The sequence below is a fragment of the Streptomyces durmitorensis genome, from assembly GCF_023498005.1.
In the GTDB taxonomy this organism is placed as follows: Bacteria; Actinomycetota; Actinomycetes; order Streptomycetales; family Streptomycetaceae; genus Streptomyces; species Streptomyces durmitorensis.
Genome location: NZ_CP097289.1, coordinates 6,607,133 through 6,622,311, shown reverse-complemented (window position 1 = coordinate 6,622,311; position 15,179 = coordinate 6,607,133). Strand labels below are relative to the sequence as shown.

Here is a 15,179-nt window from a genome sequence, read left to right as displayed (position 1 = left end):
TCCCAACTCCCCCACAAGTCCCCACCCCAGTCAGAAGGAAGCCGCACCACCATGACCGTCCGCAGCGAGCACGACCTGCTCGGCCACCGCGACATTCCCGCCGAGGCGTACTGGGGTGTCCACTCCCTGCGCGCCAAGGAGAACTTCCCCATCACGGGGACCCCGATCTCCACCTACCCCCACCTCATCAAGGCGCTCGCCGCGGTCAAGGAGGCCGCCGCACTCGCCAACGAGGAGCTCGGCCTCCTTGAGCCCCGCAAGGCGGCGGCCATCGTCGAGGCCTGCCGGGAGATCCGCGAGGGCAAGCTGCACGACCAGTTCGTCGTGGACGTCATCCAGGGCGGGGCGGGCACCTCGACGAACATGAACGCCAACGAGGTCGTCGCCAACCGTGCCCTTGAGCTGCTCGGCCACGCCAAGGGCGCCTACGAGTTCCTGCACCCGAACGAGGACGTCAATCTCGGGCAGTCGACCAACGACGTCTACCCGACGGCCGTCAAGATCGGCACGGTCTTCGCGGTGCGCGAGCTCCTGCAGGCGATGGCCGTGCTGCAGGACGCCTTCTCGGCCAAGGCGGTGGAGTTCCGCGACGTCCTGAAGATGGGGCGTACGCAGTTGCAGGACGCCGTGCCGATGACGCTCGGGCAGGAGTTCTCGGCGTACGCGGTGATGCTCGACGAGGACCGCAGCCGGCTCGCGGAGGCAGTTGAGCTGATCCACGAGATCAATCTGGGCGCGACGGCGATCGGGACCGGGCTCAACGCGCCCGCGGGGTACGCGGAGTCCGCTCGCGGGCACCTCGCCCACATCACCGGACTCCCGCTGGTGACGGCGGCGAACCTGGTCGAGGCGACCCAGGACTGCGGGGCCTTCGTCCAGATGTCCGGGGTCCTGAAGCGGATCGCCGTGAAGCTCTCCAAGAGCTGCAACGACCTGCGCCTCCTGTCGTCCGGGCCGCGCGCGGGCCTGAACGAGATCAACCTGCCGCCGGTGCAGGCCGGTTCGAGCATCATGCCGGGCAAGGTGAACCCGGTGATCCCCGAGGTGGTCAACCAGGTCGCCTTCGAGGTGATCGGCAACGACGTCACCATCACGATGGCGGCGGAGGCGGGGCAGCTGCAGCTGAACGCGTTCGAGCCGATCATCCTGCACTCCCTGTCCGAGAGCCTCACGCATCTGCGCGCCGCCTGCCTGACGCTCGCCGAACGGTGCGTAGCCGGAATCACAGCCAACACGGACGAGCTCCGCGCGGCGGTCGAGAACTCCATCGGCCTGGTCACCGCGCTCAACCCCCACATCGGGTACGAGGCGGCCACCGCCATCGCCAAGGAGGCGCTCGCCACGGGGCGCGGCGTGGCGGAACTCGTCCTGGAGAAGGGCCTGTTGCCCGCGGAGCGCCTGGCGGAACTGCTCCGCCCAGAGGTCCTCGCGGGCTCACAGGGCACCTGACCCCGCACGCGTCCCCGACCGTCCCGGCCCACTACAGTCCAGAATGGCGATCATGACCACGTCGTCCCTGACCTTCCAGCCGGTCCTCGACCGCATCGCGGCCGAGATCGAGAAGACGCCGGAGCGCGGCAGGCCCGCCGACTACATTCCGGCGCTCGCCGCGTGCGACCCGCGCCGGTTCGGCATGGCCGTCGCGGAGCCGGACGGGACGGTGTACGGGGTGGGCGACTGGCGCCAGCCCTTCTCCGCGCAGTCCATCACCAAGGTCTTCACCCTCGCGCTCGATCTGGCGCGCGAGGGCGACGCCCTGTGGGAGCACGTGGGCCGCGAGCCGTCCGGCAACCCCTTCAACTCGCTGGTGCAGCTGGAGTACGAGAACGGCATCCCGCGCAATCCCTTCATCAACGCGGGCGCACTCGTCGTCACCGACCGCCTCCAGACCCAGACGGGCGACGCGGCGGAAACCCTCCTCGCGTTCCTCCGCGCGGAGAGCGGCAACGACGAGCTCACCATCAACGAGCGCGTCGCCGCCTCCGAGTCGGCCCACGGCGACCGCAACGCCGCGCTCGGCCACTTCATGGCGTCGTACGGAAACATCGGCAACCCGGTCCCTGTCCTCCTGAACCAGTACTTCCGCCAGTGCTCGGTCGAGGCGTCCTGCGCCGACCTGGCCCTGGCCACGGGCTTCCTGGCCCGCCACGGCATCCGCGCCGACGGCACCCGCCTCCTGAGCAGCAGCCAGTCGAAGCAGGTCAACGCGATCATGCTGACCTGCGGCACGTACGACGCGGCGGGCGACTTCGCCTACCGCGTGGGCCTGCCGGGCAAGAGCGGCGTAGGCGGCGGCATCATCGCCGTCGTCCCCGGCCACTGCACGCTGTGCGTCTGGAGCCCGGGCCTGGACGAGCGGGGCAATTCGGTGTCGGGGGTGGCGGCGCTTGACCGGTTCACTACGCTTACGGGGCTTTCGGTGTTCTGAGGCCCGATGAAGCTTTCTGAGGCCCTCCGAGGCACGGGGCAGGCCCGGCCGCGGCGCTATGACCTTGTGCAAACGTGCAGAGAGGACGCTTATGTGGCTACCTGGATGACTACGTAGGCAGACACCCTCCTGCGGTCCGGCAGAGGGATTTTCCCGTTCAGACCTCGTATTGGAATCGCACCGGCTCACCAAGCACCAAGCGGGCGCTCTCGAAGTCGGCCAAGCGGGCCGCCACCGTGGCCTCAGCGATCCGTCCCGGGAGGGCGGCCGAGAACTTCAGGCCGCGTACGGCCCGGGGGTCCACTTCGGGCAGGACAAGAATCTCGCCGACGTTCTTTCGAGCCGCATGCCAGTCTGCCGGGCCAATGTCCTCTCGCAGGCGCAGCCAGCTGTCGGTGGGCCGTTGCAGGGGGTCGGTGACCGACTGGAGGGTGGCGGCCAGGGTGGCGTTGGCGCGGTAACCGGCCCAGGTCCACCAACGGACATCGGAGCCGACGCGCCTGATCAACGTACCGTCCGAGTGGACGGTGTCAGGTGCGTCGGTGGCTCGCTGTTCGGCCAGGCAGGCCTCCGCACGCCGGGTGAGGGTGACCGGCAGGGCCGTGCCCAGCAGTACCTCGCGCATGGCACGCGTCAGTGCGTATGAGAGTCCCGTGACGCCGCCGTTCATCCACTTGGCGATTCCCCCGCCGTCGGCCGGCTCGACGAAGACGCGTTTGCGCAGCCAGTCGATGTACGTGACCTGCCAACTACGTCCTCCGAGCAGCAACCGCCTGGGGCCGGGGCGTTCCTCCGTGAGCACGCTCGGGTCGGTGCGGCCGATCTCCGTGCGTCCGGACAGGACGGTGAACTGCGGAGGTGCGGTAAACGAGGCGGTGAGTTCGATGAAGTGCCTTTTACCGAAGCGCCGTTCCGCCTCGGGGCCCACGAACAGCATCCCGCCGTCGCTGTCGAGGAAGCCCTCCTCAGTGAGGAAGCGCAGGATGGGAGCAGCCGACTTGTCGAAGGGGGCGAGACCGTTCCACTGCCGGTCCCACAACCGGTCGCCGAGCTTGTGCTGTTGCAGGGTGACGGCAAGCAGTTGTTGGGCCACCAGGTGCCGCGGCTCCGGCGGGGGGACGACTGGTTCGACCCAGCCCCGTGACCACAGCAGCAAAAGGCCCGCCGCCTGGAGCAGCGTCTCCTTGCGGGTAGTCAGGAACAGGCAGTTCCGTATCGTGCCGGACCGCCGCCCTGTGCGTCCGATGCGTTGCAGGAACGAGGCGACAGTGGCCGGTGAGTCGATCTGGATGACGCGGTCGAGATCACCGACGTCAATACCGAGCTCGAGGGTTGACGTGGAGACGATGACGCAGTCGCGAGCTTCGGCGAACGCCTGCTCGGAACGGGCGCGTTCATCGACGGAGAGCGAGGCGTGGGACAGAAAGACAGTGACCTCACGCGCGCGGAGCGCCGCGCCCAACTCCTCGACCTGGCGGCGCGAGTCGCAGAAGACGAGGCGCTTCTCTCCTCTGTGCAGTGCCGCGATGAGTTTGGCCGCGTTGTCGAGAGAGCCGACGTAGTCGAGTTCCACTTCGCCCGTAGGCCTGCTGAAGGGCTCGGCACTCGCTTTGTCGCCGTGTCCGCTGCCGTCGGCGGTCGGCAGGCGCACTCCAGGGGCGACCACCTGACCGGTGCGGCTGCCGGCACCCGCGCCTTGCAGCCAGTGCAGCAACTCGGCCGGGTTGCCGACGGTCGCCGAGAGCCCGACGCGTTGGATGGGCCGCCCGGTGACCCGCTCCAACCGTTCGAGCACGGCGAGCAGGTGCCATCCCCGGTCGTCCCCTGCGAACGCGTGTACTTCGTCGATAACGACGGCCCGCAGGCTCCCCAACAGGCGGGCGTGGTCGGTCTTGACGCCGATCAGCATCGCTTCGAGCGATTCGGGTGTGGTCAGCAGGATGTCCGGCGCCTCGGCCCGGATGCGCTGCCGTTGCGATTCCTTGGTGTCGCCGTGCCAGAGTGCAGCCCGCCGCCCCAGCCACTGGGCGTACGTGTCGACGCGGCCGACCAGGTTGTTGAGGAGTGCCTTGAGCGGGCACAGGTACAGCACGGACGTGCCGCTCCACCTCTGCTCGGTCATCGCCGAGAGTAGGGGGAAGCAGGCCGCCTCGGTCTTGCCCCCGGCTGTCGGAGCCAGCAGTACGGCGTCCTGCCCCTGCATGAGCGGCGTGATCGCCGCCCGCTGCAGCGGGCGCAGATCGGGCCAGCCAAGGGTGTTGACGATGTGATGCAGGACGACGGGGTCGAGTCGGTCCAGTACGTCGACCTCCTCGTTACCCGGCTCATTCCCGGCCGGGAGTCCCTCGTCCGCCATCACAGCTCCAGGTCGATGTCATCGGCCGACGCGGAGTCACCGGAGATCCTGGCCGCCAAGTTTCGCTCGACGTCAGTGAGTTCGCTACCGGCGACGGTGAGCCGGTAGTGCTGCCGGGGGTCGAAATCGTCGAACTGGTCCACGCGGTCGAGCACGTCCCCGACGAGTTTCTTCAGGAAAAGCCGGGGAGCCACTCCCACCTTGCCGCCCAACGCCCCGCCGACGGCCGTCGCGAGATCAGCGACGTACGCGTCGTCGACAACCTTCCGCACGTGCTCGGGCATTACCGCGGCATCGGCGTACAGGTCGCGGATGGTGAGGCCGAGCCCGACCAGGGACTCCTGGTTGAAGCCGGGAAGCCTGATCTGTACGGCGCGAGGGTTGTCGAAGCGCGGGTCGGTGGTGAAATCGGTGGCCAGCCGCTGCGCGAGCGGGGCCAGACGCTGCACACCCTGCTGACCGTCGTAGAAGGCCGGAGTGCCCGTGATGACCAGATAGAGGCCGGGGAAGCGACCCGAGTGCACTTCGTCGATGAGCTGTCGCAGCGCGTTGAGTGCCTTGTCACGGGCATCCGACCGGACCCGCTGCAGCGTCTCCACCTCGTCTAGGACGACGAACAGCCCGGTGTGCCCGGAGTCGCGCAGCACAGTGAGGAGCCCCTGCAGGAACCCGAGCGCGCCGAAGTGGTCAAGGTCCCCGCGTACCCCGGCGGCCCGGCGAGCGGAGGCCGCGACGTGCGGCTGACCGCCGAGCCATGCCAGCACGGCCGCGGCGGTTGCCTCGTCGCCGTCCGCGAGCGCAGCCCGGTAGCCGCGCAGAGCTGTGGCGAACGACGGGGCGTGCCGGGAGACTTCGGCGAGCCGTGCGGCGAGGAGCTTCTCCACCTCGCTCGGAAGCTGTTCCTCGGTCGCGCCGGCCGCGAGGGCGTCCTCCTCCAGGGCGTAGAACCAGGCGTCGACCACGGGCCGCAGCGCGCTGGGCGGGAAACTGGAGGTGGTGAGCCGTTCGGTGAGCCGCCAATAGACCGCCTTCCCGCATGCCTGTTCCCCGCTCCTCGTGTCCCTCGAAGGCCACCGTTCCCCCCGATGACACCCTCCTGCCGCATCCTAGTGGCTGCATGAGACACGAGAAGAGTTGGTGAAGGGCGGACCTTCAGCAGATTCGACTCGAATTGCAGAGCGCGCCCCGCTCGCAGTCAGCGACAGCTTTCTCGCGCCGACGACGGGACGGCGACCGGGCAACAGTCGGAGCGCTACCGGATCGAGGTAGACCAGTGATTGTCATACTGTCCTACCAAGCTCCCCGCGCATGGGACTTGGGGATATAACGCGCGCAGGCGTACTGGCTGCGGTCCAGGAGTGTCAGCGTTTGGGGCGCGAAACGTTTCGCCGTCAGTACGGATTCGGCCGAGCGATGACGTACGAGCTGGTCTTGGAAGGCGACCGCTTTGACTCGAAGGCCATCGCGGGCGTCGCGCACTTGTACTCGGCCGGCAACCTGCTGTCGGCCGATGATTTCAGCGGGGGCGCCAACACGGTGGCACGTCGTCTGCGGGCCCTCGGCTTCACTGTGCAAGAAGGAGCCACTGTCGCGGACGGCGAGCAGGAGACAACGCCGCAGATGGTTCTTCAGCCTCGCGGCGGCGCTCGGGAGCGTGGGCCACAGAACTTCGCCAAGTCGGTACGCCGGGGGATACGCCTGGCCGATGTCAGGCAAGTACTCGGTGAGCATGCGGAGACACTGGCCGGCCTGTACCCGGATGGGGTAGCACGGCTGTGGGGCTCCACCCCCACCACCCAGACCAACAACGAAAAAGTGCGAGCGCTGCGAAAGCGCCGCGTCGGCGACGACGTCTTCTTCTACGCGGAGAATCACTTCATCGCTCGCGCCCGCATCCTCCATCTCTTCAACAGCCCGCTTGCGGCGCAGGAAGTCTGGGGAATCAATCAGGACGGTTCCACGTGGGAGCACGTCATGGCGCTGGGGGAAGTCGAAGAGTTCCCCACTCGTGTGCTGGCCGCGCCCATCTTGCAGCGCCTGAACGTTCCTGCACCCTTGCGCAGCCTTACCCTGCGATCAGCCGAGGACTACCGTCGTGTTGCTCCACTTCTCCCGGTGAGGTCCCGACCGCGCCTACCCCGCTCCCTGACTTCACCCTCAGCGGTACCGGCCCGGCTGACTCCGGAGAAGCTGCTGGAACGGCTCGGCTCTCTCAACACTCATCGCCGATCAGAGGGCACCGCACGCAGTCGGCACCAACCACTGTCTCTGCTGTGGGCGGCCTCCCGCATCGCGGCAGGAAAGCCGCGCCTCGCGCCGTGGTCTGTTTTCCGCTCGGAGGTCGGCCCTCTTCTGGCTGAGTTCGGACTGCCCGGTTCAAGGGTCACCCCCGAGTACCCCTTCTGGCACCTGCAGGGCAGTGGCCTGTGGGAAGTGCACGGGATACCGAGCGATGCGGGTCCGATGCCGCAGCTGGGCATTCTCAACACTCTCCAACCGGTCGCAGGGCTCACACACGCAAGCGCCGACCTCCTGCAAAACCCGCTGACCCGCCTGGAGGCCGTGCTCAAGCTGTGCAGCACCTATCTCGCCGACGTCGATCAGCGGGAGGTGCTGAGTCAGGTGGGACTCGGTGGTTACGCCACGGCAGACGGTCTGCCTGACGAGGACGAAGAGGAACGCGGCCAGGAAGTCACCGAGAGGGAACGGGCGGCTGGACCGACCGCGCGCCGAGAGACCACCTACTCACGGCCGGTCCGCAACCCCGCGATCGTCCTTCAGGTGAAGGAACTGCACGGTCATGCCTGCCAGGTGTGTGCAACGCGCCTCGAGTACAAGCGCAGGCCCTACAGCGAGGCTGCCCACATCCGGGGGCTCGGCTCCCCGCACGACGGTCCGGATGAACTGCCGAACCTGCTCTGTCTGTGCCCCAATCACCACGTTCTCTTCGACGGACTCGAAATCTACGTCGACGTCGACGGCATCGTGAGGCGAACACACTCGGGCGATTCCTTGGGAAGCCTTCATGTACACGATGGCCATCAGATCGATGAGACGTACCTGCACTACCACCGGACTCTGTGCGAACTGAACAGATCGGCGGAAGAATAACGACGCGGAGAGCACGGGTGTCGGCCTGTCCGTCAGGCCGACACCGTTTCTCGCGCCACGCCTTTCGCCTGCGGGCTCAGCGCCCCGGACGGTATGAGAGCGGCTCACCCCAAGAGGTCAAGATGCCTCCGCAGGCATTAGGCCGCCCTCCGATTCGGCCAAGTGCCCGGTCGCGATCAACGCGTCGATGTCGCCGGTCAGAGCCTCCTTGATGTCGGCGCCCCGCCGCGCCCACCCGAAGAAGCGGGCGGCCTCCCGCAGCAAGTCCTCCCGGTGCACGCCCGGTCCCTCGGCGACCACGTTTCTCAGCACGAGCTGCCGTTCCACCACCGGAACCTCCGCCACGCGTCGAGCGCACCACTCTGTCGACGTGCGGGCGAACTCCGTCTCATGGCCGGGTACGTCGTAGGCCGTACCTACGTTGACGATCTTGCCCTGCTTGAGCAAGTGGCGAAGAGCCCGGTCGATGCGGTCGCGGACCACCTGGCCGGATCGTCCGAGATCCCACGCGAGACGGACCCGGGTGTAGACCACCTCCCTCTCGACGGGCCCTTCCACCTCGACGACGCACAGCGCCACCTCCGCCACCACGTCGAGAGCATCGGGGTCCTGCAGCTCCACACCCGACATGCCCCGCCGGTTGCTCGACTCCACACGCAGCTCTGCCAACAGGTCGGGATCCACATCCTGGTAGGGGCGACTCCACGGTGCGGGGCCCTCGTCGACCGTCACGAACTCCACACGCGGGACCGACCGACCGCCTGCCCGCCCTTCCGCGGATGCATGGCGCCCTGCGCTCCTCAGACCGTCCACGGGCTCCGCCGTACCGCCGTCATCGCCACGGCCGCCGTCGCTGACCTCCACCGTCACGGGCGGCGTCACCCGCACCGCATGCGGATCCTCCGCACACGCCCGTTCCACCGCGGCCCGCAGCCGCGCCATCGCGTCCCGTCGGTTCCGGTACCAGTCCGTTCCCCAGATTCGGTGCAGCTTCCAACCCAGGTCGCGCAGGACCGCTTCCCTCAGCCGGTCGCGGTCCCGGGCCGCCCGCGAAGAGTGATACATGGCGCCGTCGCACTCGATGCCCAGCGCGTACGTGCCGGGCGCACCCGGGTGCCGTATCGCCATGTCGATACGGAAACCGGCCACCCCCACCTGCGGCTGGACCTCGTACCCCCAGTCGCGCAGGATGTCGATGACCTCCTCTTCGAAGGGGCTCTCCGGAGCCGCGTCCGGATCGGCTGCCTCCGTCTGGAGAATCGCAGGACCGTGCTGGGCGTACTGCAGGTACCGCTTCAGGTGTTGCACGCTCTTCTTGGCGCTGTCCGGCAGATCGCCTCCGTGGAAGGAAGCCACGACTTCCATGCGGCGCCGGGCGCGTGTCACGGCCACGTTGAGGCGTCGCCAGCCGCCTTCCCGGTTGATGGGGCCGAACGCCGACAGCAGCTTGCCGCGGTGGTCGGGACCGTAGCCGATGGAGAGGATGATGACGTCGCGCTCGTCGCCCTGGACGGTTTCGAGGTTCTTGACGAAGAACCCGTCGAGCCGGCCTTCCGTGAAGTGGTGGTCGAGGTCCGGTCGGGCCGCCCTCGCCTTCTGCACCGCCTCCTCGACTGCCTCCGCCTGCGACTTCGACAGCGCGACCACGCCGAGGGTGTGCTCGGGGCGGGTGTCGAAGTGGTGGATGACACGCTGCGCCACCTTGGCGGCCTCGACGGGGTTGTCGCTGCTCCCGCCGCGGTCGTAGACGCCGTCCGCCTTGATGAACTCCACGCCGATGTCCGGTCCCTGTTCCAGCGCGCCCGGAAACGTGACCATGGAGTTGTCGTAGAAGTCGTGGTTGCTGAAGGCGATCAGGTTCTCGTGCCGACTGCGGTAGTGCCAGCGCAGAGGCAGTCCGCGCAGGACTCCGCTGGCCTTGCACATGTCGAGGATGGACTCGAAGCCGTCGGCGGCGTCCTCGTCCCATTCGTCGCCGTCGTCGCTGTCGCCGGCCGCGGTGAAGAAGGACGTCGGCGGCAGCTGCTTCTGGTCACCGGCCACGATGAGGGCCTTGCCCCGGTAGACGGAGTTCACCGCGTCCTGGGGCAGCACCTGGGACGCCTCATCGAAGATGACGACATCGAAGTCGAAGTCCGGTGGCAGGAACTGACTGACCGTCAGCGGGCTCATCATGAAGCAGGGCTTGACCAGCCTTACGACGTCGCGAGTCTGCTTCAGCAGGTGCCGTACGGGCATGTGGCGACGCTGCTTCTCGGCCTCGCGGCGGATCACGGCGGCCTGACCCACCGACGTTCTGCGAGGACGCCGGGAGTTGCATGCTGCGATCACCTCGGCGTGTGCCGCCGCCACCAGGTCCTGGTCCGCCCTCTGGAAGCGCTCCACCAGCTGATCGCGTTCCACCGCCCGCATCGGCTTCAGCCTCTGGTCAGTGGTGAGCTGGTGCTCGACCCACGCGGTGAGCACCGCGCGTTCCATGGCTGCGGGGAAGTCCTCGGCGGAGACTTCGCGGCGTGCGAGTTGGTCGGGGAGCTCGTGGAGGTGGTAGCGGCGCAACAGGGTCAGTGCGTCGGCGCGGCTGGTCCACGCTTCCGGGCCGAAGGGGTCACGCTCGAGGAGTGACAGGACAGACTGGGCCGTCGTGAGGGATCCGGCGAGTTCGCGTCGCAGTTCCTCGGCGCGCGCAGGCTCGAAGTGCCCGGCGAGTGCCTCGCGCTGCCCGCCCCAGTCACCGGCGCGGGCCGCGACGGACGGATCTGCTGACGCGGTCAGCATCAGCCGGGCCGCCGTTTGCGACAGGGGCGCGGAGTGGCCGCCATGTGCGGTGCGACGGACCTTCTGGGCCCAGTCGAGGGCGTCCAGGATCGCGTCCCGGCCCGTCCCCGTGCCCTGGTAGAGGGAACCGAGAAGGCTTCGGTACGTGGCGTCGTTCTCCGCAAAGGAGGACTCGGCGGCGCGGGCGGAGGCGACGGCGGCCACCGCTTCCCTGGCCCGGGACAGGGTGAGCCCCGTCTCCTCGTCCATGACTCGGGCGGTTGAGCGGGTGAGGTCGGCCGCATCCTCGAAGGGTTCCACGTGCGCACGGAGCCAGCTCGCCGCCTGTTCGAGGGAGCAGGAGGCGAGTGCCGCGCCGACCGCCGCGACGTGCGACTGTCCGGTGTACTCCTGCCACAGGTCCAGGTCATGGCGGATCTGGTCGGTCTGTGCGAGCAGGTCGCGCGGTTCGGGCCGGCCGTCGGCCAGCACGTCGACGAGGCTGGTCCGGCATGCTGGTTCTGCGAGCGTGCCGAGGGCAAGGCGGGCGATGAGACGGGCCGAGTCCAGGGCCACCCGCAAGCCCTCGGTGTGTGGTCGCCCTTCCATGACGTACCGGCCGAGCAACTCGCGCTGTTGCGCGGTGGTGTACGGTCCCGGACGCTGTCGCGTCAGGTCGAGTCCGCGGCACAGAAGCCGCCCCATCGGCTCGTAACCCGTCGCGCCGTTGGGCGCGGCGTCGCGCAGGTCGTCCGCCTGCGTGTCGAGGCCCCGGTACCAGGGGCCGAGAAGGCTGCGGTCGCTCACGGCCTGGCCGTCGAACGCGGCGGTCTCCTTCTGTGCCGCGTGCGCGGTCCTCACCGCCGTGCGCGCGGCGGTGAGGGTGTACTCGGAACCCGGGCCACTGTCCCGGCGGCCGACCGAGGCCACCGTGTCCAGCAACGCAACGGCCTGTCTCAAGGGAGCGAGGTGGGCGCGCAGCCAGCGGGCTGCGGCGTCGAGCGGCAGCTTGGTGAGGTCGGCCGCGTGCGGCGCGAGCGACGGGTCGTCCAGATTCTGCCGCCATCCGGCGAGACCGCCGCGAAGCGCCGTTCCCTGATCGACGAGTGCGGGGTGCAGGTCTCGGCCGTCGGCCACGTGAGTGGCGAGCAGACTCCTGCGGTAGGGGTCGGCGACGGTCTCCGGCGCGAGTGCGTGGACCTCTTCGGCGTGCGCGAGTGCTTTGAGCAGTCCTGGGACGTCGGGCAACACCGTGCCGCGATAGCGACCCATCAGCTCGGCGTGGGTGGCGGCCAGCGCCCTCAGCCTCTGGTGAGCGGCGCACCAGGCGTCGGCAAGCGGCAGCTTGTCGTACAGCTCGCCGCGCCATGATCCGCCGTGCGTCAGCCGGGCCACGAGCTTCCGGTCGGCCCGGATGCCACTGGACAACGTTCCGGCGAGTCCTTGGCGCCCCTCCAGGAGCCGGTGGACCGCTTCGGGCAGTTCAGGCGTGGAGACGATCTCGGGCAGGAAGGTGTCACGCGCCGCCCTCTCCGCGGCTGCCAGGTCATCGGCGGCAGCGGAGATCTCCGCAACAGCTGCCTGGACACCGGGAAGTGCCCAGGGATCAAGCCATGCTTCGAGCGTGCGGTCCGATGCTGCGGCCAGTTCCACGAGCGTGGCCAGGTCCTCCGCTTCGGACATCGCCCTCGGCCGGTCGCACCCGAGGTGTCCGGCTAACGAGTCGGCGTGCCCGGCGGCCATCTCAAGTGCGTCGGCGAGCGTGTCGAACCGCTGGGTAAGCTCCGCGGCCTCTCTGCCTGTCAGCGACGCGATGTCGGTGCCGGGGGGTTCCAGTGCGGCGAGTGCCTGTTCGTTGACCGGTCGCTCGGCGCTCACTTCTCGCCGCAGTTCGGTCCAACCCGGGCCCGCGTGGTCCGTCGCGAGGGCTTGGGCGGAGACCACCTGGTTGCGTCGGGTGAAGAAGTCACTCAGCGCATCGGCGACGACCCCGACCGCCGCCTCCTCCGCCCGCACGGGACCTTCGGGGACCAGCCACTGCTCGGGAGGGCGGTGTTCGGTACCGGCCACGGCGATCACGTCACACAGATGGCGTGCTTCCTCGGGGCTGCTGGGGTGCGCGAGCCCGGTGCGGTGGCTGACGCGGGTCAGATTCTGCAGGGTCCGCTCCAGCACGCCGGCGGTCGCATCGAACTCCCCGGCGAACTGTCGCGCTCGCTCCTGCATGAGCTCGGTGAGGTCGAGGCCTCGCGGCGCCATCGCCGAGAGCGACTTCTCGGCCTCCCCCGGCTCAGCCGTCAGCCTGGTGGAAAGCTCCTGCCACCGCTCGCCCACCGTCGCCCGGACGGCGGTGCTCGTACGCTGCGCCTTGCGCAGTTCCGCAAGGAAGGCGTCGACCCGGTCGTCCACCTCGTCGGCAAAGGCATCCGTGGTCAGCCACTCTTCCGGCACGGGACTCCGCGTGTCGAGCAGCCGCAGGAGCGCAGCCAGACGGTCGATCCCGCTCTGGTCGGTGATGGGCGCACCATCAAGCGCGAGGTCCCGGTACCGGTCGACCGCTGTCGCGAGCGCGTCCCGCGCTGCCTGCGCCTGCTCAAGCACCGGACGTGGATGCGGCAGGCCGGCTCGCAGGCCGCGCCAGGGGAACGACGGGTCGGCGACCGCCTCCCAAGCATCGGAGATGGCTCTCGTCGCCTCGACGATCAGGCGGAGGTCCTCGGCACTGAGCGTCTCCGCGCGAAACGTCGCGCCTGCCCCCGTGGCCGGGTCGTCGCCATGGCTCAAATAAGCGACCGGCGCATCGGACAGGCGGCCGACTTGGCCGAGCACATCGTGCAGGGTTCGTTCCAGCGGGTCGCGGGCCTCGTTCATCGCTTCGGCATAAGCACTGAGCGCAAGGCGCAGTTCCCTGGCCTGCGCCAGGGCCTGCTGTGACAGTTGCGGTGCACGCGGCTCCTCCGCCAGGGCCCGACCCAGCTCCTGGGCCACCGCCTTACGGCTGGTGTTGTGGCTGTGGAGGGGCAATGCGTACGAGTCGAGTCCGACCGCCTTCAGCCGGGCGAGGACGACGTCGAGGGCCGCCGCCTTCTCACTGACGAACAGCACGCTCCGGCCCGCGTGCATCAGACCGGCGATCATGTTGGTGATGGTCTGGCTCTTGCCTGTGCCGGGCGGACCGTCCAGGACGAACGACTGTCCGGCCACGGCCGCGGCGACGGCCTGCCGCTGCGAGGCGTCGGCGTCGAGCACCAGCGGGCTGTCCTCGGGCGGGCTCAGTTCGTCGATCCGGTCGAGCTGGATCTCCTCGAAGTCGAAACGGTCGGAGGCCAGTCCGGAATGTGGGCCGAGTGCCATCGCCCGTATGAGGTCACTGCCGAGGACGCAGTCCTCGTTGTCCAGCAGGTCCTGATACATCGACTCCTTGTGGGAGGCGAAGAGTGCGAGCACCACACGCTCGGAGATCTGCCATCCGGCCTTGCCCGCCACCGCGGCTCGCGCGGCGGAGAGCACCGCCTGCAGGTCCGAGGGGCCCTGTTCGACGACCGGAGTCCAGTCGATGTGGAACTGCTGCAGCTTTACTTTCAGGGCCGGGTTGAGGCGCGGTTCCTCATCATCGCTCGCCTTGAGGCGGATCCGGCCGTTGCGCGTGCGCTCGACGACCACCGGCATAAGGATCAGGGGGGCGTCACTGGCTGTCTCCGCTCCGTCCTCGCGCCAGCGGAGCATGCCTACGCCGAGGTTGAGGGTCCACAGGCCATAGTCGTTGAAGAGCTGCGTCGCTTTGGCACGGAGACTGTTCAACGCGCGCAGGAGGGACGGCGCGGTGTTCTTCTGGGTGACGATTCCGTCAGTGCGGTCGCCCTTCTTCGCGAGGACCACATCGCCGGATCGCGAACCCTCGCCGGCCTCCGGCTCCTCGTCCGGGAGCGGCGCGAAGTCCCAACCACGGGCCAGCCCTTCGACAAGCTCCCGCGCGGATGGGTTGGCAATCTCCAGTGTCGCCGACTTGGTGTGGCGGAAATTGAGCAGCCGGTTGCGGCCGCTCAAGTCCACCAGCGATGTGCGCCAGCTCTCAAGCATCGCCTTGAGGCGATCGAGTTCCTGGCTGTCCCCGAAGCTAACCGAGTTCGTCACGCTGATCCCTGAGTTGTCGCTTCTGGGCCAACGGAGCACGGCGTCGGCGGCAGTCCCCTCTGCCACCAACGCAAAGCGCGGCCACCAACGTCCGTACTGTCCCGGTGGCCGCACAAGTCCCGCTGATCCCCCCTGGACGCGAATAATACGGTCAGCACACCAATGCGTGAAGCGATAGTTACGGAACGGTTCAATCGCTGCTACGGCATGCCCATCTGCAACAACTGGTGCATGTACTAACGTGGTTACCCGCTGCGCACCTTCCCGGAGGGTACGTCGACGGTGTTCCAGGTGCCGGTCCTCGGCGATGAGCGACGAGTGGTTTCCACCGCGTACGTACGCGGTGTGACTGCGGATGCCCGGTAGGGCGATCCCTGCCATTCCCAGCTCACGCTC

General features: G+C 68.5%; 5 protein-coding genes and 1 pseudogene. 3 read left to right on the top strand and 3 right to left on the bottom strand.

The annotated features are described in order from the left end of the window. Positions 1–51 precede the first annotated feature (51 nt). Positions 52–1,449, top strand: coding sequence for an aspartate ammonia-lyase (gene aspA / locus M4V62_RS29490; RefSeq protein ID WP_249590218.1), 1,398 nt, complete (start codon positions 52–54; stop codon positions 1,447–1,449). Positions 1,450–1,492: 43 nt separating this feature from the next. Then, complete coding sequence (locus M4V62_RS29485) at positions 1,493–2,428, top strand: glutaminase (protein WP_249590217.1); 936 nt, start codon at positions 1,493–1,495, stop codon at positions 2,426–2,428. A gap of 157 nt (positions 2,429–2,585) precedes the next feature. Here M4V62_RS29485 and M4V62_RS29480 read toward each other — a convergent pair whose 3' ends face one another. Beyond that, positions 2,586–4,784 carry a DEAD/DEAH box helicase gene (locus tag M4V62_RS29480; protein ID WP_249590216.1) on the bottom strand — a complete coding sequence of 733 codons (2,199 nt, stop codon included), beginning with the start codon at positions 4,782–4,784 and terminating at the stop codon, positions 2,586–2,588. Next, positions 4,784–5,818: pseudogene (gene brxD / locus M4V62_RS29475) on the bottom strand (BREX system ATP-binding protein BrxD); the annotation flags it as partial. The gene M4V62_RS29480 and the pseudogene brxD, both read right to left, overlap by 1 nt. A gap of 274 nt (positions 5,819–6,092) precedes the next feature. Here brxD and M4V62_RS29470 point away from each other — a divergent pair. Continuing rightward, positions 6,093–7,895, top strand: coding sequence for an HNH endonuclease (locus M4V62_RS29470; RefSeq protein ID WP_486388578.1), 1,803 nt, complete (start codon positions 6,093–6,095; stop codon positions 7,893–7,895). A 117-nt stretch (positions 7,896–8,012) separates the two neighbouring features. Here M4V62_RS29470 and M4V62_RS29465 read toward each other — a convergent pair whose 3' ends face one another. Beyond that, positions 8,013–15,164, bottom strand: coding sequence for a DUF3320 domain-containing protein (locus M4V62_RS29465; protein WP_249590214.1), 7,152 nt, complete (start codon positions 15,162–15,164; stop codon positions 8,013–8,015). Positions 15,165–15,179: the final 15 nt, after the last annotated feature.